The 25131-nt window shown below is 67.9% G+C and carries 27 protein-coding genes; 20 read left to right on the forward strand and 7 right to left on the reverse strand.

What is annotated here, in order from left to right; translation table 11 throughout:
- The 3 genes from ACQXVK_RS14040 (at position 1) to ACQXVK_RS14050 (ending at position 3450) form a co-directional block, all read left to right on the forward strand.
- Positions 1-2598, forward strand: coding sequence for a DEAD/DEAH box helicase (locus tag ACQXVK_RS14040; protein WP_430853952.1), 2598 nt, complete (start codon positions 1-3; stop codon positions 2596-2598).
- 16 nt (positions 2599-2614) lie between these two features.
- Positions 2615-3133: a GNAT family N-acetyltransferase gene (locus tag ACQXVK_RS14045; protein ID WP_430853953.1), complete on the forward strand. Its 519-nt coding sequence runs from the start codon at positions 2615-2617 to the stop codon at positions 3131-3133.
- A 65-nt stretch (positions 3134-3198) separates the two neighbouring features.
- Positions 3199-3450: a DUF6458 family protein gene (locus tag ACQXVK_RS14050; RefSeq protein ID WP_022908472.1), complete on the forward strand. Its 252-nt coding sequence runs from the start codon at positions 3199-3201 to the stop codon at positions 3448-3450.
- A gap of 58 nt (positions 3451-3508) precedes the next feature.
- Here the strand turns inward: ACQXVK_RS14050 and ACQXVK_RS14055 are convergent, their stop codons facing one another.
- Together ACQXVK_RS14055 and ACQXVK_RS14060 are read right to left on the reverse strand one after the other, a co-directional pair.
- Entirely contained in the window at positions 3509-4030 is a 522-nt protein-coding gene (locus ACQXVK_RS14055; protein WP_402269353.1) for a ribonuclease H family protein, read from the reverse strand.
- A gap of 66 nt (positions 4031-4096) precedes the next feature.
- The gene (locus tag ACQXVK_RS14060; RefSeq protein ID WP_430853954.1) at positions 4097-4912 is read right to left on the reverse strand and encodes a hypothetical protein; all 816 of its coding nucleotides are present in this window, start codon (positions 4910-4912) and stop codon (positions 4097-4099) included.
- Between the two features lie 182 nt (positions 4913-5094).
- Between ACQXVK_RS14060 and ACQXVK_RS14065 the strand changes: the two genes are divergently transcribed.
- Genes ACQXVK_RS14065 through ACQXVK_RS14075 form a run of 3 tightly spaced genes read left to right on the forward strand, consistent with a single transcriptional unit; the run spans position 5095 to position 5935 of the window.
- Positions 5095-5433: a hypothetical protein gene (locus ACQXVK_RS14065; protein WP_430853955.1), complete on the forward strand. Its 339-nt coding sequence runs from the start codon at positions 5095-5097 to the stop codon at positions 5431-5433.
- A 47-nt stretch (positions 5434-5480) separates the two neighbouring features.
- A complete protein-coding gene (locus ACQXVK_RS14070) occupies positions 5481-5717 on the forward strand; it encodes a hypothetical protein (RefSeq protein WP_430853956.1) in 237 nt (78 codons plus the stop codon).
- The gene (locus tag ACQXVK_RS14075) at positions 5714-5935 is read left to right on the forward strand and encodes a hypothetical protein (RefSeq protein WP_430853957.1); all 222 of its coding nucleotides are present in this window, start codon (positions 5714-5716) and stop codon (positions 5933-5935) included. Before ACQXVK_RS14070 ends, ACQXVK_RS14075 begins: the two co-directional genes overlap by 4 nt.
- 5 nt (positions 5936-5940) lie before the next feature.
- Here the strand turns inward: ACQXVK_RS14075 and ACQXVK_RS14080 are convergent, their stop codons facing one another.
- Together ACQXVK_RS14080 and ACQXVK_RS14085 are read right to left on the reverse strand one after the other, a co-directional pair.
- The gene (locus ACQXVK_RS14080) at positions 5941-6759 is read right to left on the reverse strand and encodes an aldo/keto reductase (protein ID WP_430853958.1); all 819 of its coding nucleotides are present in this window, start codon (positions 6757-6759) and stop codon (positions 5941-5943) included.
- A 168-nt stretch (positions 6760-6927) separates the two neighbouring features.
- Positions 6928-8133, reverse strand: a complete 1206-nt coding sequence (locus ACQXVK_RS14085) for an MFS transporter (protein WP_430853959.1) — start codon at positions 8131-8133, stop codon at positions 6928-6930.
- 424 nt (positions 8134-8557) lie between these two features.
- Between ACQXVK_RS14085 and nrdH the strand changes: the two genes are divergently transcribed.
- The 10 genes from nrdH (at position 8558) to ACQXVK_RS14135 (ending at position 17118) form a co-directional block, all read left to right on the forward strand.
- Positions 8558-8791, forward strand: coding sequence for a glutaredoxin-like protein NrdH (nrdH, locus tag ACQXVK_RS14090; protein WP_022904483.1), 234 nt, complete (start codon positions 8558-8560; stop codon positions 8789-8791).
- Positions 8792-8898: 107 nt separating this feature from the next.
- A complete protein-coding gene (gene nrdI, locus ACQXVK_RS14095) occupies positions 8899-9315 on the forward strand; it encodes a class Ib ribonucleoside-diphosphate reductase assembly flavoprotein NrdI (RefSeq protein ID WP_022906556.1) in 417 nt (138 codons plus the stop codon).
- Positions 9316-9332: 17 nt separating this feature from the next.
- On the forward strand, positions 9333-11438 hold the full coding sequence (nrdE, locus tag ACQXVK_RS14100) for a class 1b ribonucleoside-diphosphate reductase subunit alpha (RefSeq protein ID WP_430853960.1): 2106 nt from the start codon (positions 9333-9335) through the stop codon (positions 11436-11438).
- 97 nt (positions 11439-11535) lie between these two features.
- Entirely contained in the window at positions 11536-12510 is a 975-nt protein-coding gene (gene nrdF, locus ACQXVK_RS14105; protein WP_022906554.1) for a class 1b ribonucleoside-diphosphate reductase subunit beta, read from the forward strand.
- A gap of 883 nt (positions 12511-13393) precedes the next feature.
- Positions 13394-14095, forward strand: coding sequence for a hypothetical protein (locus ACQXVK_RS14110; protein ID WP_430853961.1), 702 nt, complete (start codon positions 13394-13396; stop codon positions 14093-14095).
- 88 nt (positions 14096-14183) lie between these two features.
- The gene (locus ACQXVK_RS14115) at positions 14184-14669 is read left to right on the forward strand and encodes an SdpA family antimicrobial peptide system protein (protein ID WP_430853962.1); all 486 of its coding nucleotides are present in this window, start codon (positions 14184-14186) and stop codon (positions 14667-14669) included.
- Positions 14663-15595: an HTTM domain-containing protein gene (locus tag ACQXVK_RS14120; RefSeq protein ID WP_430853963.1), complete on the forward strand. Its 933-nt coding sequence runs from the start codon at positions 14663-14665 to the stop codon at positions 15593-15595. Before ACQXVK_RS14115 ends, ACQXVK_RS14120 begins: the two co-directional genes overlap by 7 nt.
- Complete coding sequence (locus ACQXVK_RS14125) at positions 15592-16056, forward strand: hypothetical protein (RefSeq protein WP_430853964.1); 465 nt, start codon at positions 15592-15594, stop codon at positions 16054-16056. Before ACQXVK_RS14120 ends, ACQXVK_RS14125 begins: the two co-directional genes overlap by 4 nt.
- A 235-nt stretch (positions 16057-16291) precedes the next feature.
- Entirely contained in the window at positions 16292-16702 is a 411-nt protein-coding gene (locus ACQXVK_RS14130) for a recombinase family protein (RefSeq protein ID WP_430853965.1), read from the forward strand.
- 104 nt (positions 16703-16806) lie between these two features.
- Complete coding sequence (locus ACQXVK_RS14135) at positions 16807-17118, forward strand: hypothetical protein (protein ID WP_430853966.1); 312 nt, start codon at positions 16807-16809, stop codon at positions 17116-17118.
- Between the two features lie 248 nt (positions 17119-17366).
- Here ACQXVK_RS14135 and ACQXVK_RS14140 read toward each other — a convergent pair whose 3' ends face one another.
- On the reverse strand, positions 17367-17792 hold the full coding sequence (locus tag ACQXVK_RS14140) for a hypothetical protein (protein WP_022906509.1): 426 nt from the start codon (positions 17790-17792) through the stop codon (positions 17367-17369).
- Positions 17793-18019: 227 nt separating this feature from the next.
- Here ACQXVK_RS14140 and ACQXVK_RS14145 point away from each other — a divergent pair, with 227 nt between their 5' ends.
- Positions 18020-18484: a hypothetical protein gene (locus ACQXVK_RS14145; protein WP_430853967.1), complete on the forward strand. Its 465-nt coding sequence runs from the start codon at positions 18020-18022 to the stop codon at positions 18482-18484.
- 208 nt (positions 18485-18692) lie between these two features.
- Here the strand turns inward: ACQXVK_RS14145 and ACQXVK_RS14150 are convergent, their stop codons facing one another.
- Both ACQXVK_RS14150 and ACQXVK_RS14155 read right to left on the reverse strand, forming a co-directional pair.
- Positions 18693-19745, reverse strand: a complete 1053-nt coding sequence (locus ACQXVK_RS14150; protein ID WP_430853968.1) for a methionine synthase — start codon at positions 19743-19745, stop codon at positions 18693-18695.
- A gap of 32 nt (positions 19746-19777) precedes the next feature.
- Complete coding sequence (locus ACQXVK_RS14155; RefSeq protein WP_430853969.1) at positions 19778-20737, reverse strand: putative oxygenase MesX; 960 nt, start codon at positions 20735-20737, stop codon at positions 19778-19780.
- Between the two features lie 120 nt (positions 20738-20857).
- Here ACQXVK_RS14155 and ACQXVK_RS14160 point away from each other — a divergent pair, with 120 nt between their 5' ends.
- The 3 genes from ACQXVK_RS14160 to ACQXVK_RS14170 all read left to right on the forward strand — a co-directional run bounded on the left by ACQXVK_RS14160 (position 20858) and on the right by ACQXVK_RS14170 (position 25096).
- On the forward strand, positions 20858-21799 hold the full coding sequence (locus ACQXVK_RS14160; protein ID WP_430853970.1) for a LysR family transcriptional regulator: 942 nt from the start codon (positions 20858-20860) through the stop codon (positions 21797-21799).
- Positions 21800-21977: 178 nt separating this feature from the next.
- The gene (locus tag ACQXVK_RS14165) at positions 21978-23885 is read left to right on the forward strand and encodes an ABC transporter ATP-binding protein (protein ID WP_430853971.1); all 1908 of its coding nucleotides are present in this window, start codon (positions 21978-21980) and stop codon (positions 23883-23885) included.
- Positions 23886-23926: 41 nt separating this feature from the next.
- Entirely contained in the window at positions 23927-25096 is a 1170-nt protein-coding gene (locus ACQXVK_RS14170; protein WP_430853972.1) for an SGNH/GDSL hydrolase family protein, read from the forward strand.
- The last annotated feature ends 35 nt before the right edge of the window (positions 25097-25131 follow it).

The raw sequence follows: 25131 nt of genomic DNA on the forward strand, positions 1-25131 counted from the left end.
ATGACCGACGTCACCACCCAGCCCCCGCTCGTCGCCGCCCTGCCGGCGGCGGTCGACGGTGTCGTCGATCCGGACGCCGTCTACGAGGCGTTCGCGGCCTGGGCCGCCGAGGGCGGTCGCCCGCTCTACCCGGCGCAGGACGAGGCGGTCATCGAACTCGTGTCGGGTGCCAACGTCGTCCTGTCGACCCCCACCGGCACCGGCAAGTCGCTCGTCGCCGCCGGGGCGCACTTCGCCGCCCTCGCCGAGGGCAAGCGGAGCTACTACACGGCGCCGATCAAGGCCCTCGTCTCCGAGAAGTTCTTCCAGCTCGTCGACCTGTTCGGTGCCCAGAACGTCGGCATGGTGACGGGCGACTCGAGCGTCAACGCGGACGCCCCGATCGTGTGCTGCACGGCGGAGATCCTCGCGAACCTCGCGCTGCGGCAGGGCCCGGACGCCGACGTCGACGTGGTCGTGATGGACGAGTTCCACTACTACGGCGACCCCGACCGCGGGTGGGCCTGGCAGGTGCCGCTGCTCGTGCTCGAGCGCGCGCAGTTCCTGCTCATGTCGGCGACGCTCGGCGACGTCACGACGATCGCCGACGACCTCTCGCGCCGGACCGGCCGCCCCACCGCGCGGGTCACCGGCGTCTCGCGGCCGGTCCCGCTGACGTACGAGTACGTGATGACGCCCGTGCAGGAGACCGTCGAACGGCTGCTGGAGGAGGGCAAGGCGCCGATCTACATCGTGCACTTCGCCCAGGCGGCCGCGCTCGAACGGGCGCAGGCGCTCATGTCGGCGCGCGTCGCGTCACGCGAACGCCGCGACCAGATCGCCGAGGCGATCGCGGGCTTCCGGTTCAGCGCGGGGTTCGGGCAGACCCTGTCGCGACTCATCCGAGCGGGCATCGGCGTCCACCACGCGGGCATGCTGCCGAAGTACCGACGACTCGTCGAGCAGCTCGCCCAGCGCGGGCTCCTGCCGGTCATCTGCGGCACCGACACCCTCGGTGTCGGCATCAACGTGCCGATCCGCTCGGTGCTGCTCACCGGGCTGACGAAGTTCGACGGCACGAAGATGCGCCAGCTGTCCGCCCGCGAGTTCCACCAGATCGCCGGACGTGCCGGGCGGGCCGGCTACGACACCGAGGGCGACGTCGTCGCCGAGGCACCGGAGCACGACATCGAGAACGCCCGCGCCGTCGCCAAGGCAGGTGACGACCCGAAGAAGAAGAACAAGATCAAGCGCAAGAAGGCGCCGGACGGCTTCGTGTCGTGGGGGCAGGCGTCATTCGAACGCCTCATCGCGGCCGAGCCCGAGCCGATGGTCTCGCGGATGCGGATCACGCACGCGATGGTGCTCTCGGTCGTCGCACGCGGCGGCTCGGCGTTCGAGTCCGTCCGGTCGCTCGTCTTCGACAACCACGAGCCCCGGTCGCGGCAGCTCGCGATGGCACGGCGGGCACTGACGATCGCGCGGACGCTCATCAACGCCCGGGTCATCGAGAAGGTCGACGGCCAGTACCGGTTGACCGTCGACATCGCACCGAACTTCGCGCTGAACCAGCCGCTCTCACCGTTCGCACTCGCCGCGTTCGAGCTGCTCGACCCCGAGTCGCCGAGCTACGCGCTCGACATGGTGTCGATCGTCGAGTCCACCCTCGACGATCCGCGGGCGATCCTCGCGCAGCAGCAGTTCAAGGAGCGTGGCGAAGAGGTCGCCCGCATGAAGCGGGAGGGGATCGAGTACGAGGAGCGGATGGAGCTGCTCGAGGAGGTCACCTGGCCTCGCCCGCTGTCCGAACTGTTGGAGGCGGCGTACGAGGCGTACGCGGCTGAACAGCCATGGGTCCTCGACTTCGCGCTCTCGCCGAAGTCCGTCGTCCGCGACGTGTACGAGCGGGCGATGACCTTCGGCGACTTCGTGCGGTTCTACCAGCTGACCCGCTCCGAGGGGCTCGTGCTGCGGTACCTGTCCGACGCCTACCGCACCATGCGGCAGACGATCACCGACGAGCAGCGCACGCCCGAGCTGGACGACCTCATCGAGTGGCTCGGCGAGGTCGTCCGGCAGACCGACTCCTCGCTCGTCGACGAGTGGGAGGCGCTGATGAACGGGGACGTGGCGCTCGCCGAGGCGGAGCACGAGGAGATCGCGCCGCCGCAGCCCGCGCGCCTGACCGGCAACCCGCGCGCCTTCCGGGTGCTCGTGCGGAACGCGCTGTTCCAGCGCGTGCTGCTCGCAGCGGCCGACGACGTCGCCGGGCTCGCAGCGCTGGACGGCACCGCGGGCTTCGACGAGGACGCCTGGGACGCCGTGCTCGAGGAGTACTACGACCAGCACGACACGATCGGGATCGATGCCGACGCCCGGTCGATGCAGTACCTGGTGCTCGACGAGGCCGGGGCGACCGGGGTGTCCGGTTCGGCTGGCGCGTCGGGCCCGACGCGCGTCTGGCGTGCGCGACAGATCTTCGCCGACCCTGCCGGCGACAAGGACTTCGGGTTCTCCGCCACGATCGACCTCGACGCGTCGGACGCGGCGGGCGAGGCCGTGATCCGGGTGACCGAGATCGGGCGGTTCGACGGCTGGTCGGACGTGGACGTCGACTGATGCGCGTGGTGCGCTGATGGCGGTGGTGCGCGAGCTCGGCGGCTCGTCGGCCGACGGTGACGTCGCCGCGCTGCAGGACCTGCTCGAGTCGGTGCCGGACTACGCGTTGCGGATCACCGGGTACCCGCCGGGGCCGTCCGACGCGCTGAGTGCCCTGCTGTCGGTGCCGGGCGGGTTCGATCCGGCGGGCAAGGCCGGCCTCGGGCTCTGGGAGGGGGAGCGGCTCGTGGCGTTCGCGGACGTGTTGCTCGGGTACCCGACGCCCGCTGTCGCGTACATCGGGCTGCTGGTCGTCCGAGGGGACGCGCACGGACGGGGGCTCGGACGGGCGATGCACGACGCGGTCATCGACTTCGTGCGATCGGCGCCGGCCGCCGCACGGGTGGACCGCTTGCGCCTCGGGATCGTCGGGACGAACGCATCGGTGGCGGAGCCGTTCTGGTGGGCGCTCGGCTACCGGCCGACCGGTGAGACGAAGCCGTACCGCTACGACCACCTGGAGAGCACCGTCGCTCCGTGGGAACGCGCACTCTGACGTCCGGGTACGTTCGACCGCGACCCTGCGCCGACCGGTGTGGGGTCCAACCGAGAGGACCTGCCATGCGCATCGGATCGAGCATCGCCCTGATCGTCATCGGCGCCATCGTGGCGTTCGCCCTGAACATCCAGGTCGCCGGCGTCGACCTGCGGCTGATCGGCTACATCCTGATGGCCGCCGGCGTCGTGCTGCTGGTCATCAGCCTCGCGGTGGCGTTCGGTGGACGCCGGACGACGACCACGACCCGGAGCGGGGTCGACCCGGCGTCGGGGGAGCAGATCACCCGCCAGGACCGGCGCGACGGGACGTACTGACCGGCGCTGTCGTGCGCGCCCGATGTCGTGCGCGCCGGCCGACGCGCACGCGGGCTCGTCAGAACAGGGTCGCGGGTGGCGTCGCCTCGGGCAGCGCTGCCGGCTCGGTGACCGGGGCCCCGGGCCAGCCCGGCCCGTGCGGTACCTCGGTGCCCTGCTGGTAGGCGGTCGCGGCACCGCGGGCACGGACGTCCGCGGCCTCGTTCATCTCGTGCCCGACGTGCCCGCGGACCCACTCGAACGTGACCTTCCGGCCCTGCAGCTCGGCGTCGAGCTCCTTGATGATCTCGACGTTCAGCACGGGCTTGCCGTCGGCCTTGCGCCAGCCCTTCCGCTTCCAGCCCGCGAGCCACTCGGTGCACGCCTTGATCGCGTACTGGCTGTCGCACAGGATGTGCAGCGGCTCGCCGGTGTCCTTGGTGGCACGGAGCAGCTGGAGGACGGCGGTCAGCTCGCCCTGGTTGTTCGTGGCGTTCGGCCACCCTCCGGCCGCCCAGCGGTCGTCGTCGACGTACCAGGCCCAGCCGGCCGGGCCGGGGTTGCCGAGGGCTGAGCCGTCTGCTGCGGCGACGATCGTCACGGTGGGACCTCCTGGGGTGTGGCGAGTGCTGGTCAACCGTAACGGACCGCACGGACCTTCCCGGAGTCAGCGGTTGGCGGGGGAGATGTTGACGGTGGCGTCCTCGTTCAACCACTTGTCCCCGCGGAGCTCGAGGTAGGGGTTCATCCACTCGAACTGTTCGGGGGTGACGCCGAAGCGTTTCGACACCGTGGTGAGGTCGTCCCCGTGGGAGACCATGTACCAGGTGGGCGTGCCGTCGACGTCCTTGACGTACCCGTACGCACCCGGGCGGGCCTTCCCGACGGTGACGCGCAGGTCCGGGTAGGGGTTCGGGATCTTCCACGCCAGCTTGCCGACCGCGAGCACGGAGCCGACCCACGGGCGGTCCGCATCGGTGCTGCCGTCGCCGGTCGACATCGGCACCAGGACGGCGCTCGCCAGGTAGTCGGGCCGCGCGCCGGCGTCGAGCGTGTACGAGTCGGGCGGTCCGGACGCGCGGTCCCACTGCACGAACCCGCGTGCGACCGCGTCGTAGCCGTCCTGGAACCCGGCGACGCGGTGGCGGAACTGGATCGACATCGGCTGCGGGTTCGTCGTCCGGTAGTCCGAGAGGTGCACCGTGAACACGCCGTCGGCATCTGCGGTGACGCGCACGTGGATCGACGTGTCCCCGGTCTTCGACACGACGTCGGTCTCGGCCGCGACCGTCCCGGCGGGGAGCACCTGTTCGGACGTCGGGGACGGCGAGGGATCAGGCCGCTCGGTGTCGTCCGGTCCCTGCACGGCCAGTCGGGTCGGGGTCGGCACGGGGTCGGGTGCGCTGAACACCGAGCAGCCGGTCAGCACGATCGCCGCGACCGCCGACACCAGCACCACCGCGGTGGCCCGTCCCCTCGTCACCGAACGTCGCATGATCCCCCTCGTCCCCGGCCGGCGTCGGATCACGCGCGGCCCGCTGGGATCGTAGCGTGGGCCCGGGGCGATCCCAGGGCTCGTGACCGGATCGGTACGGACGGTGACCGGGTGCGCCGATCGGACTGCCCGGTGCACCCGCTCGGGGTCCGGGGCCTACGGTCGGCGCCATGAGCGACAGCATCCCCGACGTCCCGGGCCCCGAGGACTCCGACGACCGAGCACGAACCGACGCGCTGCGCGACCGGGTGCAGCACGAGGGCGCGGTGGGCACCGGGGAGCACCGGCAGCGGGCAGCCGACACCTCGTACAGCCCGTCCAGCGAACGGGAGACCCAGGCGGCGCAGACCGACCAGCGGGACGACGCCGAGCTCGAGGCCGACGGCATCGACCCGTCGAGGATCGTCGCCGCACCGGGGACCGGCGGCGCCGACGACGCAGGCGACGTCGAACCCGAGCCCGGCGACCTGCACCTGCCCTGGCAGTCGGAGGAGGACCGGCGGGGCTGAGGCTCCGGGGTACGGATCGCCCAGTCCGCCGGCGGAGCGTCCCGCGCATGCCGGTCCCGTGGATGGAGCGCACTGGTCGGACCCCGGGCGGGGTCGTCGGTGCGTGGTTCAACGTCGTCGTCTGCGCAGCGCTCGTCATCGGACTGCCGCTGAGCGTGCTGAGCCGTGGGCACGACCTCGCGCACATCGTCTTCGCGATCGTCCTGACGGCGATCGCGGTCACCCTGGAGGTCGTGTTCGTCCGGAACCGCCGGCAGCAGATCGAGCGGAGGCGGGGTCGGTGACCGGCGCGACCTGGTTCGGCATCGGTGCGGTCTTCGTGGCGCTGTGGGGTGTGACGATCGCGGTGTTCAACCGGTGGGCGCAGTCCATCGGTGGCGACGAGCTCGCGAACGGGAGGCCACTCACGCCGCGGTTCGTCCGGGTGATCGGCATCTTCCTCGCAGTCGTGGGGACCGGGATCGCCGTGATCGCCTTCAGTGGGCTGCTCCCGACCGGCTGAGCGCCTCAGGCCACCGAGTCCGGGTGGGACCCCGTGCGCTGCCCCGACTCGAGCGACGCGATCGCCGCCAGGTCGTCGTCGGTCAGCACGAAGCCGTCGACGTCGAGGTTCGACCGGATCCGCGCCGGCGTCACCGACTTCGGCAGCACCACCACGCCCTGCTGCACGTTCCACCGCACGAGCACCTGCGCGACGCTCACCCCGTGGACGTCCGCGATGCCGGCGAGGACCGGCTCGTCGACGAGTCGCCCGCGGCCGAGCGGCGACCAGGCCTCGGTCACGATGCCGTGCTGCGCGTGGAATGCCATCAGCTCGCGCTGCGGCAGCCAGGGGTGCCGCTCGACCTGGTTCACCGCGGGGACCTCGCCGGTCTCGTCGATGACCCGCTCGAGGTGCGGCACCTGGAAGTTCGAGACGCCGACGCTCCGAGCGCGGCCAGACGCGCGCAGCTCGACGAGCGCGCGCCAGGTGTCGACGTACCGGTCGTTCGCGGCGGCCGGCCAGTGGATCAGGTACAGGTCGACGGTGTCGAGCCCGAGCCGCTCGAGGCTCGCGTCGAACGCTCGCAGGGTCGCGTCGCGCCCCTGGTGGTCGTTCCACACCTTCGTCGTCACGAAGACGTCGTCACGGTCCAGCCCGGAGGCGCGGATCGCCTTCCCGACGCCGGTCTCGTTGCCGTACATCTCGGCGGTGTCGACGTGCCGGTAGCCGGCGTCGAGCGCGAGACCGACGGCCGTCTCGGCCTCGGTGTCGTCGACCTTGTAGACGCCGAAGCCGACGGCGGGGATCGAGGTGCCGTCGCGGAGGGTGACTGAGGTGACCATGCACCCATCCTGCCGATCGTGGCGGGGATGCGCCGCGCCTCCTGGCCGGGCGTCGGTCGTGCGTCGTTCCTTCCCAGAACGGCTGCGATGGAGAGTGGGAACGGGCGTACCTGGTCGGGACTTCCGACCAGGGACGCCCGTTTCGACCAGGTACACCCCGCGCTGCGGCTACGTGGGGATGTTGACTGGCTCGGTGTCGGGGATGGGGCTCGCGTCGCGACCGCGCAGGTCGGGCAGCCAGCGCTTCGTGACGAGCGGGAGCACGACGCCCACCGCGGCCATCACCGCGCCGACCATCATCCCGCCGGTGGCGCCCTGGCTGTCGATGAGGAACCCGGCGACGGCCGATCCGCCCGCCGCGCCGATGAGCTGCCCGGTGCCCATCCACCCGTAGGCCTCGGCGGTGTCGGAGAACTTCACCGTCGCCGAGACCGAGCCGAACATGACCGCGAGGGCCGGGGCGATGCCGGCACCGGCGATGACGAGGGCGAGGCAGAGCCACCAGAAGTCCGTGCCACCGACGGCCAGCGCGAGGCCGACGAACACGATGGACATGCGCGTCCACAGGGTGTTGCGCGAGATCGGCAGGTGGCCGAGGGTCAGGCCGCCGATGAGCGACCCGACCGCGAACACCGCGAGGACGATGCCGGCGTTCGGGCTGCCCTCGCCGAAGACGCTCGTGACGCTCGCCTCGACCGCGGCACAGGCTCCGATCAGGAGGAGGCCGGTGAGGGTGGCGACGACAACCGACGGCCGCTTCAGGACGACGCCGAACGCGCGCTTCGACCGTGGGATGCGGACGCGGCCGAGCTCGGGGGAGGCGATGAACCACGTGCCGCCCACCACGAGGAACACCATCGCGAGCACGATCGCCTCGATCGTGCCGATCTGCGTCGCGACGAACGTGGTGATGACCGGGCCGGCGACCCAGATGAGTTCCTGCGCGCTCGCGTCGAGGGAGAAGAGGGGTGTCAGCTGCGACGAGGTCACCATCTTCGGGTAGATGGTGCGCACCGCGGGCTGCACGGGCGGGACGGCGAGGCCGCCCAGGAACCCCACGACCACGTAGGCCCACAGGGGCATGACGACGAACGCGATCACGCCCATGCTCACGAGCGCGACGAGGCTCGTCAGCACGAGCACCGGACGCATGCCCCAGCTGCCCATCCACCGGCTGGTGAGCGGTCCCGCGATCGCCTGCCCGACGCTCGTCGTCGCGAGCACGAGGCCGGCTGCGCCGTACGAGCCGAAGACGTGCTCGACGTGCAGCAGGTAGGCCAGCGACAGCATGCCGAACGGGAAGCGTGCGGTGAGCTGCGCGGCGATGACGCGACCGACGCCGGGCGTCTTGAGGAGGGGACCGTACGTGCTCACGCCACGAGTGTACGGACCGGACGGATCGCCCTGTCACCCGTCCGGGGGAGGTGGACGGCGGCGGCTCGCGGACGGGTTGTGGAGGGGTTGCTGCGACACGCCGAGCGAGTGCAGTGCACACCCGTGGAGAGATGTGTCCACAAGGTGTGGAGGAGTGTCGGTGGCCGGTGCCAGAGTGGCGGAATCACGGGCCTCTCCGAACTGTTCACACTGTGGAGGGCGTTGTGGAGAACTACACGGCTGTAACACTTTCTCTTGTGGTCGGTCCCGGTGTCGGCCACTAGATGTAGTATCGAGTCACCGGAAAGCACCTGCCCGGAAACGTCGGTCACGACGGGTTCCACAGGGGCAGGAGCACCGGTCCACAGGCACCAGCACGACCCACACACAGCAACGCAAGCGCGTACCACCACCAGGGGAGATCATGGCCGTCACCGTCTACACCAAGCCGTCCTGCGTCCAGTGCACCGCGACGTACCGGGCGCTCGACAACAAGGGCATCCAGTACGAAGTGCACGACGTCTCCACCGACGAGGCCGCGCTCGAGCACGTCAAGAGCCTCGGCTACCTGCAGGCGCCCGTCGTCGTCACCGACGACGACCACTGGTCGGGCTTCCGTCCCGACAAGATCGCGACGCTCAGCGCCGAACTCGCGTAGTTCGTCCCACGTCCGCGGGTGGTGACCCGAGCTCGTTCAGGAGGCTCGGATCACCACCGCAGGACACCCACGGTCCGTCTGTCCGCACCTTCCACGAGGAGCGCACCATGAGCCGACTGGTCTACTTCTCGAGCGTGTCCGGGTACACCGCGCGCTTCGTCGAGAAGCTCGGCCGCGACGCGGACCGGATCCCGCTCTACCCGAACGACCCGTTCCTCCACGTGGACGAGCCGTACGTGCTGGTGCTGCCCACCTACGGCGGCGGCAACGGACAGGGCGCGGTCCCCAAGCAGGTCATCAAGTTCCTCAACGACGAACGCAACCGCTCGCTCATCCGCGGCGTGATCGTCGGGGGGAACACGAACTTCGGCGAGGCGTACGGCCTCGCAGGGGACGTCATCGCACGCAAGTGCAACGTCCCCGTCCTCTACAGATTCGAACTCTTCGGGACTCCTGACGACGTGTCAGCGGTCAACACAGGATTGGATGCATTTTGGACGCAGCAGTTGCAGACGTCGATCTGACGTCGCCGCAGACGGGGATGGACTACCACTCCCTCAACGCGATGCTCAACCTCTACGACGCGGACGGGAACATCCAGTTCGACAAGGATCGTGAGGCCGCGAAGCAGTTCTTCCTGCAGCACGTCAACCAGAACACCGTCTTCTTCCACAACCTGAAGGAGCGGCTCGACTACCTGGTCGAGAACGAGTACTACGAAGCCGCGACGATCGAGCAGTACTCGCTCGACTTCATCCAGCGGCTCAACGACCTGGCGTACTCGAAGAAGTTCCGGTTCCAGACGTTCCTCGGTGCGTTCAAGTACTACACGAGCTACACGCTCAAGACGTTCGACGGCAAGCGCTACCTCGAGCGCTTCGAGGACCGCGTCGTGATGACCGCCCTCGGCCTCGCACAGGGCAACGAGCAGCTCGCGATCGACCTCGTGGAAGAGATCATCGCCGGCCGCTTCCAGCCCGCGACCCCGACGTTCCTCAACACCGCGAAGGCCCAGCGCGGCGAGCTCGTCTCCTGCTTCCTCCTCCGCATCGAGGACAACATGGAGTCGATCTCGCGCGGCATCAACTCCTCGCTGCAGCTCTCGAAGCGCGGCGGCGGCGTGGCCCTGCTCCTCTCCAACATCCGCGAGGCCGGCGCCCCGATCAAGCAGATCGAGAACCAGTCCTCGGGGATCATCCCCGTGATGAAGCTGCTGGAAGACTCCTTCTCCTACGCGAACCAGCTCGGCGCGCGTCAGGGTGCCGGTGCCGTCTACCTGTCGGCGCACCACCCGGACATCATGAAGTTCCTCGACACCAAGCGCGAGAACGCGGACGAGAAGATCCGCATCAAGACGCTGTCCCTCGGCGTCGTCGTGCCGGACATCACGTTCGAGCTCGCGAAGAACAACGAGGACATGTACCTGTTCTCGCCGTACGACGTCGAGAAGGTCTACGGCGTCCCGTTCGGTGACGTCCCGATCTCCGAGAAGTACCGCGAGATGGTCGACGACTCGCGCATCAAGAAGACGAAGATCAAAGCGCGCGACTTCTTCACCACCATCGCCGAGATCCAGTTCGAGTCGGGCTACCCGTACATCGTGTTCGAGGACACGGTGAACAAGGCGAACCCGATCAAGGGTCGGATCAACATGTCCAACCTGTGCTCGGAGATCCTGCAGGTCAACACCCCGACCACGTTCAACGAGGACCTCTCGTACAACGAGATCGGCAAGGACATCTCCTGCAACCTCGGCTCGCTGAACATCGCGCTGACGATGGACTCGCCGGACTTCGGCCGCACCATCGAGACCGCCATCCGCGGCCTCACCTCGGTGTCGCAGATGTCGCACATCACGTCGGTGCGTTCCGTCGAGGACGGCAACGACAAGTCGCACGCCATCGGCCTCGGCCAGATGAACCTGCACGGCTACCTCGCTCGTGAGCGCGTGTACTACGGCTCCGAAGAGGGCATCGACTTCACGAACATCTACTTCTACACGGTGCTCTTCCACGCCCTGCGCGCGTCGAACAAGATCGCCATCGAGACCGGCGAGACCTTCGACGGCTTCCGTGACTCGAAGTACGCGTCGGGCGAGTTCTTCGACAAGTACACCGACCAGGAGTGGACGCCGGCGACCGCCCGCGTCGCGGAGCTGTTCGACAACGCGAACATCACCATCCCGACGCAGGACGACTGGAAGGCGCTGAAGGCGTCCGTCCAGGAGCACGGCATCTACAACCAGAACCTGCAGGCCGTCCCGCCGACCGGTTCGATCTCGTACATCAACCACTCGACGTCGTCGATCCACCCGATCGCGTCGAAGATCGAGATCCGCAAGGAAGGCAAGCTCGGTCGCGTCTACTACCCGGCGCCGTTCATGACGAACGACAACCTGGACTACTACCAGGACGCGTACGAGATCGGTGCCGAGAAGATCATCGACACCTACGCCGCGGCGACGCAGCACGTGGACCAGGGCCTGTCCCTGACGCTGTTCTTCAAGGACACCGCCACCACGCGTGACATCAACAAGGCCCAGATCTACGCATGGCGCAAGGGCATCAAGACGATCTACTACATCCGTCTGCGGCAGCTCGCGCTCGAGGGCACCGAGGTCGAGGGCTGCGTCTCCTGCATGCTCTGATCGCTCACGCGATCACCTTTGGACTGGAGGCGCGGGGCGGCCCCGCACCGCGCCTCCAGTCCGTCACTTAGTCACCATCTCTTGAAGGAAACGTGCGTTGGTCGAGAAGCTGAAGCTCATTGATCGGGTCCAGGCCATCAACTGGAACCGCATCCAGGACGACAAGGACGTCGAGGTCTGGAACCGCCTCGTCAACAACTTCTGGCTGCCCGAGAAGGTGCCGCTGTCGAACGACGTGCAGTCGTGGAACACGCTGACGCCGGCCGAGCAGAAGCTGACCATGCGCGTCTTCACCGGCCTGACCCTGCTCGACACCATCCAGGGCACCGTCGGCGCCGTGTCGCTCATCCCCGACGCGGTCACGCCGCACGAAGAAGCCGTCTACACGAACATCGCGTTCATGGAGTCGGTGCACGCCAAGAGCTACTCGTCGATCTTCTCGACCCTCGCGTCGACGCCCGAGATCGATGAAGCCTTCCGCTGGTCCGAGGAGAACCCGAACCTGCAGAAGAAGGCGTCCATCGTCATGGACTACTACCAGGGCGACCAGCCGCTGAAGCGCAAGGTCGCTTCGACGCTGCTCGAGTCGTTCCTGTTCTACTCCGGCTTCTACCTGCCGATGCACTGGTCGTCGCGGGCGAAGCTGACGAACACCGCCGACCTCATCCGCCTGATCATCCGTGACGAAGCCGTCCACGGGTACTACATCGGGTACAAGTACCAGAAGGGCCTCGAGCAGCTCACGCAGGCCGAGCGCGACGAACTGAAGGACTACACGTTCTCGCTGCTCTTCGAGCTGTACGAGAACGAGGTGCAGTACACGCAGGACCTCTACGACGAAGTCGGGCTGACCGAGGACGTCAAGAAGTTCCTGCACTACAACGCCAACAAGGCGCTGATGAACCTGGGCTACGAGCCGATGTTCCCGAAGAACATCACGGACGTGAACCCGGCCATCCTGTCCGCCCTGTCGCCGAACGCCGACGAGAACCACGACTTCTTCTCGGGGTCGGGCTCGTCGTACGTGATCGGCAAGGCCGTGAACACCGAGGACGAGGACTGGGACTTCTGAGTTCGGTCTGATTCGTGGGGGCGCCCCGCTGGCTTCGGCTGGCGGGGCGTTCTTCGTTCGCGGCCGTCGTCGCTGGTGCGGTCGTATGGCGGGCCCTCAACGAGATTCAATTCGGGCGGGGTATGTGCGACACGGCTGCTGCTGTGGGCGCGGGGCGAGACACTGCGGCCGCTGACGGACGGGCTCCCGCCGTCGCACAGGCAACGCCAGCGCCTGTCGCTGTTGACGCACGTCGGGACACGTACCATCCCGACGAATACTGGCTTGATGTGCGGCCCGCCGGCGTCTCGAAAGCCTCCGCCGTGCGCGGACTCTCCACCTACCTCGGCGTCGAGCGTTTCGTGGCCGCACGCGAGCGGTCTTCGCGACAATGTGCCGTGCTGTTGGCTGAGGATCAATCGTGGCTGCTACGAGCGAACCGGAACGCGACCACGGCCTACGTCGATTCCACGACTGTCGGCCCGTACTGCTACGACACGACGCTCAACCCGGCGCACGATCCTGGTTCGCGGTCGACGCCCGGAGTTGCCTTGAGATGACTTCGCCTGACCTCGACCTGCTCGATGGATACGCGGTGCGCTGGGTGCAGCTGACAACCCGCTGACCAGGACGCACAGTCCAGTGCGACGCCACGGAGATCCTCGCCGTCCCCGATCGACAGCCAGAAGACTGGCCCTTCCAGCGCTCTCCTCCGCCTGACTGCGAGTGGGCAACACGCCGGTGTACGTTAGAGTTGCGTATATTGCATGCGATGGTGCAGAGTTTCTGTCATCGGCGATGGTGCTGATGTCGCGCCAATCAAGCGGTCATCGAAGAGCGGAATGCCATCCTCCGCTGGGAGGTGACTGGGCGTGGACGAACACATAGCAACTAGGGGTCTTTTATGAACAAGCGCATTGTCGCGCTCATCGTCGCCACGACCACGGTCGTCGGGTCGGCCAGCGTCATCACCGCTACGCATGCGGGTGTGAAAGTGGCATCCGCGGCGACGGGCAGCATCGCAGTCGACCCAGCTGTGCGGGGGCAGGAAGTCTTCGAGAGTCTCTTCTTCTTGCAAGGCGGCGACCGGACCCGTGACCTGCTGCGCAACGCCGACGTCTCGTCCCTCACGAATGAGGAGATTGACACAGTCCTCGCCGAGGTTCAGTCTCCTGAGTCGATCGCGAAGGTTCAGAAGATCGAGGACGAGCTGAAAGCAAGCGACGACGCCTACTTTGCGCGGCTGGGTTCCACAGTCATCGCAGGGGATCCTGGCCAGGTACAGCAGTACCTGACCCGCGCCTACGAGCAGATGCTCCAGACACCCACGATGGCTGAGGGTGTGGCCTCGCTGAAAGCCAACCAAACGCAGGTCCCTGGGGAGATTGGTACGGACTGCGGTGTCGCGGTCGTCGTGGCGCTCGGGGCTGTGATCGCAGTGACGGCCATCGCGGCGGTGAATTATGCTCTTGCTGCGAACATCGCTCTTGGCTACAACGTCGTCGCCGGCGCAACCGCGGTGGTCAAATCTGCTGCAGTGGGCGGCGCAAGCGAACGATTCTCGGACGGCATCGTCGCCGCGGTCATCGAGCAATTCGGCCACTGAAGTGATCGAGCTTGTGTGGAGGCGGGGGCGGACGGTCCCCGCCTCTCGCCTTTCCATCGTTGCGGGGGGCCTCGTTGGGTTGACCCTCGTGTTCTACGTGTTCCAAGGTGCCGTGGATTTCACGCCCGCTGTTCTTCCACCAGCGCGTAACGAGGTCGTTCACATCACTCGCCAGATCGCACCTCAAGGGTGGGCGTTCTTCACGAAAGATGCCCAGAGCGAATACGTTGTCCCGTACGCAGTGTCTGGACAAGAGCTCACCGACCGGAGCATCCCGGTTGGCGCCTCCGCGCGCTGGTCGTTCGGCTTCAATCGGACCGGCCGCACGCAAGGAGCCGTAATCGCGACGTTCCTGCAGGGCTTGAGCAAGAAGGAATGGACGCCCTGTCACACCGCGGCAAGCTGCCGAGCCGTTCTCGCAACAGTACCGCGGCCGGTCAACAACCCTCGTACCGCCCCTAGCCTGTGCGGACGGCTCGTGCTGATTGCCGAACGACCGGTGCCCTGGGAGTGGCGGAAGCTGCGTTCGGCTGAACGTCTCACGGAGGCGATCTACTTGGACGTTGAGTGCTGAGTACGTTTCGCCAGTTCTGGACAAATCAGGAACTGCGCATCCAGGAACCATGGACCGGCTCGATCGCCATCGCCCGCGGTTTTCTCGCGCTGGCCGCGGGATTGACCTATCTGCTCACACCAGCATCTGTCTTGTTCTCCCCGGTTCCCGGAGCGTTGGCCTCGAGGTGCGGCGCCAGCGCCGGATGGATGGCCTGGCCGTGCTGGATCCCGGACAGCGCAGTTGGCGGGGCGCAACTTGCTGCCGGTGCACTCTGCCTTGTGGTGGCTTCCGGGTGGTTCCCCGCCGCCACAGCGATTCCGCTTGCGCTGCTGCTCATAGCACTCCCACTCGCAAGCGCCGCTCCCGATGGCGGAGACCAGCTCGCTGGCATTCTCGGGCTGCTACTCGTCCCCGTCAGTTTGAGCGATTGGCGCCTCCATTCCTGGCGTGCACCCCATCCCGGGAGACTGTGGCGCACCCGCACGTTCGTGGCGGCCTGGATGCTGACCCTCGCGAAAGCACAAATCGCCGTCGTGTACCTCGTCGCATGTCTGGGAAAACTTGGCAGTGCCGAGTGGGCGGATGGGACATCCCTCTTCTACTGGGTTCGGAACAGCGTCTTCGGAGCGCCAGCCATACTCCGGCCCCTTGCTGAATGGGTCACGGTGCAGCCACCGCTGCTGGCGGCCCTGACGTGGGGAACGCTCGTACTCGAGTTCACGCTCGCGATCTGTGTTTTCCTTCCCACCGCCTTCCGCTTGCGCGCGCTACTGCCACTCGCATTGCTCTTCCACCTTGGTATCTGGCTGGTCCTCGGGGTGTCGAGTTTCGCATTCGTGATGGCCGCCGCTCTCTTCATCCTCGTCGTCCCACTGGGCTGGGTGGCAATGCGAAAGCAGCAACCATTGATTGATGAACCTCACGAACAGGAGACTCCCGCATGAATGAGACAACGAATGGTCCCGCGTGGATGAAGGTCCTTGGCGCGTCCCTCCTGGCCAGCTTCGTCGGCATGGTGGTGTTCACCGTGTTCCTGGTTGGCCAGATCGGAGTCAGCTCCGCGACGCTGACGATGCTGCCGGGAGTCCTTCTCCTCGCTGTCGGGCTCGTGATGCTGAACGCGTCGATTCATGTTCGGCTGACGGACCAGATCGAGCTGCAGTTTCGGCCGATTTGGCGGCGAAGGATCGCATTCGTGGACGTTGCGTCGGTGCGGACGCAGGCTGAGACCTGGTACCAATTTGGTGGTGTCGGTCTCCGGTGGAAGCCGAACGCGACCGGACTCATCCTCGGGCATCGTCCGGCGGTGGTGATCACCACGCGTCAGGGATACGAGTACGTCGTGCAGTGCCACAATGCCGAAGAAGTTGCTGCAGCAATCAATGAGCACCTCACCAGCAAATAACTCCTGACACTCGTGCTGCTTCGGCGGTCGGGGCTGGTTTCGGCGTCCAATTGTGTTCGGCGTGCTGGAAGCGACCGTTTGTGGCACATCGCTCTCGAGTGGTGCCCGGTGCCCGGTGCCCGGTGCCCAGTGGTCCGGCGAGTCGTGTAGCGATACTCAGTGTGAAAATCTACGGGCCTTTGCTACCGAGTGCTGACGAATTCCGGCTCATCGGGTGCTCGAGTATCGGCCCGAGTTGACGGAGCTGCTCGATCAGTTGCGGCGAGGTGACACGTCGGTGGTGTGGCGGCTGGATCGGTTGGGTCGGTCGATTCGGCACCTCATTGGCCAGCTTGAGGCATTGGGGGACCGAGGTGTCGGTTTCCGTTCACTGCAGGAAACGATCGACACGATCTCGCCGAGCCGCCGGCTCGCGTTCCATGTCTTCGCCGCGCTGGCAGAGTTCGAACGCGACCTGATCCGTGGGCAGACCCACGCTGGCTTAGTAGCAGCTCGAGCCCAGGGCCGTCCCGGTGGGCGGCCGCCACGGCTCTCGAGCAATCATGTGCGAACAGCTCGGCGCCTGCATGAGCACCAGGACATGACCGTGCAGCAGATTGGCGAGGTCCTTGGCGTAAGCCGGACGACCGTGTTTCGGGCATTCTGACGCGAGAGCGAATCAGTTGCTGCGAGCGTACGGCGTGAGGCGGCCCCGTGATTGATCGGCCACCGGGCGGTGGGATTGGGAACGAGCATGCTCGAACCGTGTAAATGAAGATCCGAGCGGTGACGGCTCAGGGCGAGGCCCATGACCGTGATTCCGATCTCGATCATCTGCAACAGTTCGAGGTCGAGACGGACAGAGGACACCGCTACGTCGTGGAATGCGAGGAGCCAACCGTCGGCTCTCCCTCCGACCGGACGGTGACCCGATCAGACAACGGCCAACCTGTCGGTCACGTTCATCTACTCGGGGCTGGCATGCCGGGCGCTACGAACTACAGGTACAAGAGAGCCGGTGCGCTCTTCGCGAGCGGTCAGCAGTCCGACCTGTGCAACGCTGTGCAGTCGTTGCTGCAGTGACGATGGCACCCCGATCAGATGGATGCAGAGCAGCTGGCCTCGCCGTGCCTGTCCGCGACGATCTGCTCGTGATGAGATCGACGGTGACGTCTCAGAGCGCTGAGAGAAATGGTCGACTACCCGGTGATGCTGTTGGCGAAGCCCAACGTCCCGATCGCAACGGCCGTGATCGTATGTTCGCGGTCCGCCGGCTCCTTGTCGAGGTCGGAAGGAACGTGCGGGACCGATGAAGCAGAAGCCGTCGCCGGTCACGCCGGCGGCGTCGTCCCGGCCCCCTCGGTGTCGTCCGCGCCTGCCGGCCCTGTTCCGGCCTGATCGAGGTTCTCGTTCGGGTCGCCCATGTCTCCGATTGCTGCGCCCGTGACGGAGAGGCCGAAGTGTCTGCGAACGGCGTTCGCCTCGCTGGGAGACAGGGCGTTCCCGGGACCGACGGACGGCGCGTCCGTGATCGCGTTCTTCGTGTACCCGACGCGCAGATCCGTGCCGTCGAAGGTCGCGTCCTCGACCGGGACCAGCGCGTGGTGCCTCCCGAGCAAGCCGGTCGCGACGCTGACGTACGCCGCACTGCCGTCCTCGTCGGAGGGGAACACCTGCGTCACCTTGCCGACCGTCGCGCCGTCGCGATCACGGACCGTCGCGCTCTCGACCTGATGGATGAGGTTCTTGGGGATCATGGCCACAGTCAACCCCGTACGCCTGACGCTCCGCGGCAACACTGGACGTGGGCGGGGTCGAGTCGCTCGTCTGAGCGCTGACCTCGGCACCTCTCGCTGGGGCGGTGGAGCGATTGGCAGCGCGGTTCCGCGGCGGGTTGGACGACGACGAGCCCGAGTATGCCACGCTGCACGGGGTGCGCATCACGATCACCTCTGTCGCCTACGAGCACGTGGAGTAGTCAGCCTTGATCATCATGAAGACGAACGGGTCCATCAGCACCGTTCTGAACGACACGTTTCGTCCTGTCCCCGATCAGCTCCGGCGCAGCCTGGGTCTGCTCGACAACGACGATCAGTTCGCGTTGCTCGTCTTCCTCGCTCCGATCGACGATCAGACCTGGCGCGCAGGCCCGCAGACAGTCATCGACGAGTACGGCGACTCGTACCTGCAGGCCGGCGGCACGGCCGAGAAGATGAGCGTCGAACTCCGTCGCCGCGAAGACGACGGCGATTACCGTTTCTTCATCGTCGGGCGAGACCACGACCTCGCCGAGCCGCTCACCGAGACCATCGACGTGCAGGCCGCGCACGAGCCGCGCCACCCGGCAGAGCTCTTCACGGCCGACGAAGCGGCGCCGGTGTTCGCCTACTACGTCGAGCACCAGGCCGTCCCCGAGGGCTACACGCTCCGCCTCGTCGCCGACATGTGAGGTGCGGCCCGGCTCCAGCGTGGTTCGTCGCCCGGCGACGTGAGCGGTCGACCGCGCGCAGCAACGGGTGACCGCAGTGCCAGCGTGACCTGCGCACCGGACGGTCGTCGCGCCTCCGGGCCTGCTCGAACGCTGAGCGTGTGGCAACGCGACGACCACGACGGCCCCGCTCCGTCCGGAGCGGGGCCGCCGTGTCGACCGGAAGCGCCTAGCGCCCGGCCGGCACGGCCGCGCCGACGAGCTCGGCCCGCACGATGCCCGCACCGGCGGACAGCGCGCTGAGCTTCGCGAGCGCAGCGTCCCGTGCCAGCGGCGCCATCCCGCAGTTCGAGCTCGGGATGAGCTTGTCGGCGTCGACGAAGTCGAGCGCCCGACGGAGCACCTCCGCGACCTCGTCCGGGGTCTCGACGGTCTCGGTGGCGACGTCGATCGCGCCGAGCATGACCTTCTTCCCGCGGATGAGCTCCACGAGGTCGAGGGGCACGTGGGAGTGGATGCACTCGAGTGACACGATGTCGATCGACGACTGCTGCAGCAGCGGGAAGGACTGCTCGTACTGTCGCCACTCGGCGCCGAGCGTCTCCTTCCACTTGTTGTTCGCCTCGATGCCGTACCCGTAACAGATGTGCACGGCGGTCTCGGCGGTGTGCAGGCCCTCGGCGGCACGCTCGAGTGCGGCGACACCCCAGTCCTGCACCTCGTCGTGGAAGACGGTGAAGGCGGGCTCGTCGAACTGGATGATGTCGACGCCGGCATCCTGGAGCTCGCGGGCCTCTTGGTTGAGGATGGTGGCGAACTCCCACGCGAGCTTCTCGCGAGACTTGTAGTGCTGGTCGGAGAGCGTGTCGATCATGGTCATCGGGCCAGGGAGTGCCCACTTGATCGGCCGGTCGGTCTGTGCGCGCAAGAACTTCGCGTCCTCGACGAACACGGGGGCGGGGCGGCTCACGGCGCCGACGACCGTGGGGACGGCGGCGTCGTACCGGTCGCGGATCCGGACGGTCTCCTTGCGCTCCTGGTCGATGCCGTCGAGGTGCTCGATGAACGTCGTGACGAAGTGCTGCCGGGTCTGCTCGCCGTCGCTGACGATGTCGAGGCCGCGGCGCTCCTGCTCGTGCACGGCTGCGCGAAGGGCGTCCTGCTTGCCCTCGATCAGCGCGGCGCCGTCGAGCAGCCAGGGGGACCAGAGTCGTTCGGGCTCGGCGAGCCAGGACGGCTTCGGCAGGCTGCCGACGATCGCGGTGGGGAGGAGAGACGTCATGCGCGTGCGGATCCTGTCAGGAGGGAACGGGGTCAGAGGGCAACGGTGGCTTCGGCGGCGAACCGCGAGAGGAGGGCGTGGTGCGGCGTCACGAGGTGCTCCTCGGTCCACCGGCCCTGGGTGATCCCGAGGCGGCTGCGCTCCTCGCGGTCGTAGGTGACCGGGGTGGGCGTGAAGTCGGTGTGGTCGAGGGTGGGGCGGTAGGTGTCCCCGGCCGGCGTGTTCGCGGCGTAGATCTCCGGACGGTAGATCTTCTGGAAGGTCTCCATCGTGGCGATGGTGCCGATCAGCTGGAGGTCCGAGTAGTCCGCGGTGACGTCACCGCGCGAGTAGAACGCGAGCGGGGCCGACGCTCCGGCGGGCTGGAAGTACCGGACCTGCATGCCCATCCGGCCGAAGTAGTCGTCGGTGAGCGAGGAGTGCTCGTGCTCGTACTCGGCGCCGAGCACCGGGTGGACGTACCCGGTCCGGCGGTAGGTCTGGCTCGTCGAGACGCTGATGCAGACGACGGGCTCGGCACCGAACGCGTCGTGGAACGCCGACGACGAGAGGAACCGCTGGAAGAGCGCCCCGTGCAGCACGCCGAAGTCGGACGGCAGGCCCTCTGACGACGGGAGCAGCACCGAGAAGTCGTAGTCCCGCAGGTACGACGAGAAGTTGTTGCCGAGGATGCCGTGGTGGCGCTCGCCGGTGTGCTGGTCGACGATCGTGACGTCGAGCATCTCGAGCAGCGGGAACTCGGCGTCCGATCCGCCGTCGGAGAACTGCAGCGACGCCGAGACGATGTCGAGCTCCAGGCGGTAGCGGTCCCCGGCGGCCAAGAGGTCGTTCGCGCGCCCGTCGATCATCGCCAGCGCAGCACGGAGGTTCTCCTGCCGGCGCTCGCCGCGCGCCAGGTTGGCGAAGTTCGTGGTCAGCCGGGAGCTGTCCGACGGGGAGTAGTCCTCGTCGAACCGGGTCCGGGTGATGCTGAAGGTGAGGTCGTTCGCCATGGTCGGCAATCTGTTCGTCGAGCGGCCCGTGGGCACGGTGGGAAGGATGCATCGATCATGACCGGAACCGAGGGTCATCAGGTAATACCGAGACACTATGCGGCGGTATAGCCTCGGCCTATGGCCCGGGTCTCGAACGACATCACGCTGCCTCAGCTCCGGTACTTCATCGAGGTCGCGACCGAGGGCTCGATGAGCGCCGCGGCCGATCTGCTCTACGTGTCGCAGCCGACCATGTCCGCGGCGATGAAGGACCTCGAGACACGGATCGGGCGCCCGCTCTTCACCCGCTCGGCCCGGGGGGTGGTGCTCACCGTCGACGGCGTGGAGTTCCTCGGGTACGCCCGGCAGGTCGTCGAGCAGGTCTCCTTGCTCGAGCAGCGGTACGTCGGGCGGCAGGCGTCGCGTCGGCTGCTCGGGGTGTCGGCGCAGCACTACTCGTTCGCGGTCGAGGCCTTCGTCCGGATGGTCGAGGGTGCGGCGGCGGACGAGTACGAGTTCTCGCTCCGTGAGACCCGTACCTGGGACATCATCGAGGACGTCCGGACGCTGCGCAGCGAGGTCGGGATCCTCTACCGCAACGACTTCAACAAGCAGGTGCTCGGCAAGCTCCTGCGGGACGCCGGGGTCGTGTTCACCCCGCTGTTCGTCGCGGAGCCGCACATCTTCGTCTCCCGTCGGAACCCGATCGCGGCTCGGGAGCACGCCACGCTCGCGGACCTCGAGGACCTGCCGCGGCTCACCTTCGACCAGGGCGCGAACAACTCCTTCTACCTGGCCGAGGAGATCCTGTCGACGATGTCGAGCAAGCGCGAGATCCGCGTCTCGGACCGGGCGACGATCTTCAACCTCATGATCGGCCTCGGCGGGTACACGATCTCGACCGGGCTCATCAGCGATGACCTCGACCCCGAGATCGTCGCCATCCCGCTCGAGGTCGACGAGCGCATCGAGATCGGCTGGATCGCGCACGCCTCGGTGCCCCTCACCGTGCAGGCGCAGACGTACCTGGACGAGCTGCGCGCGGTGGTCACGAGCTACGGCGTCGAGCCGCTGGGGTAGTCCGCCACCGGCGGGCGGACCCGCACCGACCGCATGCGCGGTGACCAGCCTGGAGGCGCGACCCGCCCCGTCAGGCGGGTCGCGCCTCCAGGCTGCCGCACGCACGACGCAGGCCGCTGCGGACCGCCGTATCGTTGCTCCCGGTCCGCGTCGAGCCCGCGGCACGGAGGGAACAGCCATGAGCATGGAAGGCGCGGCCTGGAGCTCGCTCTACAAGATCTCGACCGCCAAGGACGGCAAGCACGGGTTCTCCCGCGAATCGCTCCGGCGGATCATGACGTTCGCCACGCCGTACCGCGCCAAGCTGGTGGTCTTCATCGCCTTGTCGATCGTGGGCGCGTTCCTCGCGGTCGCGACGCCGGTGCTCGCGGGCCAGGTGGTGGACGTCATCGCCGCCCGGGGTGCGGTCGGCACGATCGTCTGGCTCGCGGTGGTCATCGCCCTCGTCGCCGTCGCCGACGCTGCCTCGTCGCTGGTGACCCGGTGGTACTCGGCCCGGATCGGCGAAGGGGTGATCCTCGACCTGCGCACGGCGGTCTTCGACCACGTGCAGAAGATGCCGATCGCCTTCTTCACCCGGACCCGCACGGGCGCGCTCGTCAGCCGGCTCAACAACGACGTGATCGGCGCGCAGCAGGCCTTCAGCGGCACGCTGTCCGGCGTGGTCACGAACCTCGTGGCGCTCGTGCTCACCCTCGCGGTGATGCTCAGCACGTCCTGGCTCGTGACCGTGATCGCGGTGCTCATGCTGCCGCTCTTCCTGGTGCCCGCCCGCCGCATGGGTGGTCGGCTCGCAGCCCTGCGCCGCGAGGCCGCCGACCACAACTCGGCGATGAGCACGCAGATGACCGAGCGGTTCTCGGCACCCGGTGCCACCCTCGTCAAGCTGTTCGGACGCCCCGACGAGGAGTCCGAGGAGTTCCGCGTCCGTGCGGCGCGCGTCCGGGACATCGGGGTGCGCACCGCGATGCTGCAGTTCGTCTTCGTCACCGCCCTGACGCTCGTCGCGGCGCTCGCCCTCGCGCTCGTGTACGGGCTCGGCGGCGTCCTGGCGCTCGGCGGCCAGCTGAACACGGGTGACGTGGTCACGCTCGCGCTCCTGCTCACCCGGCTGTACGTGCCGCTGACCAGCCTCGCGAACGCCCGCGTCGAGATCATGAGCGCCGTCGTCAGCTTCGAGCGGGTGTTCGAGGTCCTCGACCTCGAACCGCTCATCCAGGAGAAGCCCGGGGCCGTGCGGGTGCCGGACGGTCCCGTCGCCGTGGAGTTCGACGACGTCCGGTTCGCCTACCCGTCGGCGGACCGGGTGTCGCTGGCCTCGCTCGAGGAGGTCTCCACGCTCGACACCCGTGGCGGGGACGAGGTGCTGCACGGCATCTCGTTCCGGATCGAGCCCGGACAGACCGTCGCGCTCGTCGGGACCTCGGGCGCGGGCAAGTCCACGATCGCGCAGCTCCTCTCGCGGCTCTACGACGTCGACCAGGGCGCCGTCCGTCTCGCCGGCGAGGACGTCCGCGACGTGACCTTCGAGTCCCTCCGCCACACGATGGGCATGGTGACGCAGGACGGGCACCTGTTCCACGAGACCATCCGCTCGAACCTGCGGCTCGCGCGGCCGGACGCCTCCGACGACGAGGTGTGGGACGCGGTCCGCCGTGCGCGTCTCGAGTCGCTGATCCGGTCCCTGCCGGACCAGCTCGACACGATGGTGGGGGAGCGCGGCTACCGGCTGTCCGGCGGGGAGCGGCAACGGATGACGATCGCGCGGCTCCTGCTCGCCCAGCCACGGGTGGTCATCCTCGACGAGGCCACGGCGGCCCTCGACTCGACGTCGGAGGCCGCGGTGCAAGCGGCGCTCAGCGAGGCGCTCGAGGGCCGGACGGCGATGGTGATCGCGCACCGCCTGTCCACCATCCGGAGCGCGGACCAGATCCTCGTCGTCGAGGACGGCTCGATCGTCGAGCGCGGGACGCACGACGAACTGCTCGCGGCCGGTGGCCGGTACGAGGAACTGCACCGGACGCAGTTCGCGGTGCAGAAGGACGTCGCGCCGGACGAGCTGGGTCCGGCCCGCACCGGAGCGTGAGCGTGCGATCGCGGACGACGGCTCGACCAACGGGAGGCAACGTGGACAGTCCGAGGCAGGACGCCGATCGCGGGTGGCGTCGACGGATCGTCGCCGGCGCCGCCGTCGCGCTCCTGGCGACCGTCGTGTCGGGGTGCTCGACGGCGAAGACCCCGGAGGACACCGGCCCCCTCGCGACCTGGAACGCGGCCGTGGCCGACCGGGCCGGCGAACCGGCGAACTGGGTCGCCCTGGGGGACTCGATCACCGAGGGGCAGGGCGCTTCCGCCCGCTCCACCCGGTGGATGGACCGCACGCTCGACGGACTCCGCACGGAGCACCCGACGGACGGCGTCACCGGTGGTGCCGGGTACCTCCCGGCGCAGTTCGCCGTGTACGGCCCGGACTCGACCTGGGGTGACTGGGCGACGGCGAGCACGGGATCGAGCCAGTTCGACGCCACCGTGCCCGACCTCGGCTACCGGTCCGTCGCGATGCAGGCGGGTGCGTCGCGGACCTACCCCTTCACGGGGACGGGGATCGACATCTGGTGGGCGCGCTACCCCGGGTCCGGTGACTTCACCTACAGCGTCGACGGAGGCGCACCGGAGACCGTCGCCACGACGGGGACCGCCAGCGCCGGCACGACGACGAGGGTGGACGGACTGTCGAGCGGCGAACACTCGGTGACGGTCACCGCCGTCGCACCGTTCTCGCTGCTGGGGTTCACGATCTTCGACGGTGACCGAGACGCGGGCATCCACCGCTACGACTCCGCGCACTCCGGATCGACGATCGCGACCTTCACGAAGGACCAGGAGGGCTTCCTGACGGCGATGCGTCGTGCTGCTCCGGACCTCATCACGATCACGCTCGGTGGCAACGACGCATCGAAGCTCTCGCCCGAGGAACTCGGTACGCAGTACGTGGCGTTCCTGAAGGCGCTCGCGGCCCTCCCCACGAAGCCTTCGCTGCTCGTGATCGGGGAGTTCACCCCGGCCTCGGGCATGACGGACGGCATGGCGAGCCCGTGGTCGACCTACCTCGCCGAGATCGAGAACGCCGCGGGGAAGGGCGGGGCCGCGTTCGTCGGCATGGCGGACACCTTCCCGGAGGCCGACTACTCCGGGACCGGGATCTACTCGACGGACGGCATCCACCCGAACGACGCGGGACAACGGCGGATCGCGAAGCTCGTGCTCGCGACCCTGGCCGCGCACGAGGACGACTGACGGACGGGAGGCGCGGTGCCAGCTGGCACCGCGCC

The sequence above is a fragment of the Curtobacterium sp. AB451 genome, assembly GCF_050585845.1.
Lineage (GTDB): Bacteria > Actinomycetota > Actinomycetes > Actinomycetales > Microbacteriaceae > Curtobacterium.

What these genes read in the sequence shown, in the direction of transcription:
- ACQXVK_RS14080 (WP_430853958.1), bottom strand. Translation starts at nt 6,759, where the DNA reads ATGGTCACCTCAGTCACCCTCCGCGACGGCACCTCGATCCCCGCCGTC.
- ACQXVK_RS14050 (WP_022908472.1), top strand. Translation starts at nt 3,199, where the DNA reads ATGCGCATCGGATCGAGCATCGCCCTGATCGTCATCGGCGCCATCGTG.
- nrdE (WP_430853960.1), top strand. Translation starts at nt 9,333, where the DNA reads ATGGACTACCACTCCCTCAACGCGATGCTCAACCTCTACGACGCGGAC.
- ACQXVK_RS14125 (WP_430853964.1), top strand. Translation starts at nt 15,592, where the DNA reads ATGAATGAGACAACGAATGGTCCCGCGTGGATGAAGGTCCTTGGCGCG.
- ACQXVK_RS14150 (WP_430853968.1), bottom strand. Translation starts at nt 19,745, where the DNA reads ATGACGTCTCTCCTCCCCACCGCGATCGTCGGCAGCCTGCCGAAGCCG.
- ACQXVK_RS14040 (WP_430853952.1), top strand. Translation starts at nt 1, where the DNA reads ATGACCGACGTCACCACCCAGCCCCCGCTCGTCGCCGCCCTGCCGGCG.
- nrdH (WP_022904483.1), top strand. Translation starts at nt 8,558, where the DNA reads ATGGCCGTCACCGTCTACACCAAGCCGTCCTGCGTCCAGTGCACCGCG.
- ACQXVK_RS14165 (WP_430853971.1), top strand. Translation starts at nt 21,978, where the DNA reads ATGAGCATGGAAGGCGCGGCCTGGAGCTCGCTCTACAAGATCTCGACC.
- ACQXVK_RS14110 (WP_430853961.1), top strand. Translation starts at nt 13,394, where the DNA reads ATGAACAAGCGCATTGTCGCGCTCATCGTCGCCACGACCACGGTCGTC.
- ACQXVK_RS14140 (WP_022906509.1), bottom strand. Translation starts at nt 17,792, where the DNA reads ATGATCCCCAAGAACCTCATCCATCAGGTCGAGAGCGCGACGGTCCGT.
- ACQXVK_RS14155 (WP_430853969.1), bottom strand. Translation starts at nt 20,737, where the DNA reads ATGGCGAACGACCTCACCTTCAGCATCACCCGGACCCGGTTCGACGAG.
- nrdI (WP_022906556.1), top strand. Translation starts at nt 8,899, where the DNA reads ATGAGCCGACTGGTCTACTTCTCGAGCGTGTCCGGGTACACCGCGCGC.
- ACQXVK_RS14135 (WP_430853966.1), top strand. Translation starts at nt 16,807, where the DNA reads ATGAAGATCCGAGCGGTGACGGCTCAGGGCGAGGCCCATGACCGTGAT.
- ACQXVK_RS14160 (WP_430853970.1), top strand. Translation starts at nt 20,858, where the DNA reads ATGGCCCGGGTCTCGAACGACATCACGCTGCCTCAGCTCCGGTACTTC.
- ACQXVK_RS14070 (WP_430853956.1), top strand. Translation starts at nt 5,481, where the DNA reads ATGCCGGTCCCGTGGATGGAGCGCACTGGTCGGACCCCGGGCGGGGTC.
- ACQXVK_RS14045 (WP_430853953.1), top strand. Translation starts at nt 2,615, where the DNA reads ATGGCGGTGGTGCGCGAGCTCGGCGGCTCGTCGGCCGACGGTGACGTC.
- ACQXVK_RS14065 (WP_430853955.1), top strand. Translation starts at nt 5,095, where the DNA reads ATGAGCGACAGCATCCCCGACGTCCCGGGCCCCGAGGACTCCGACGAC.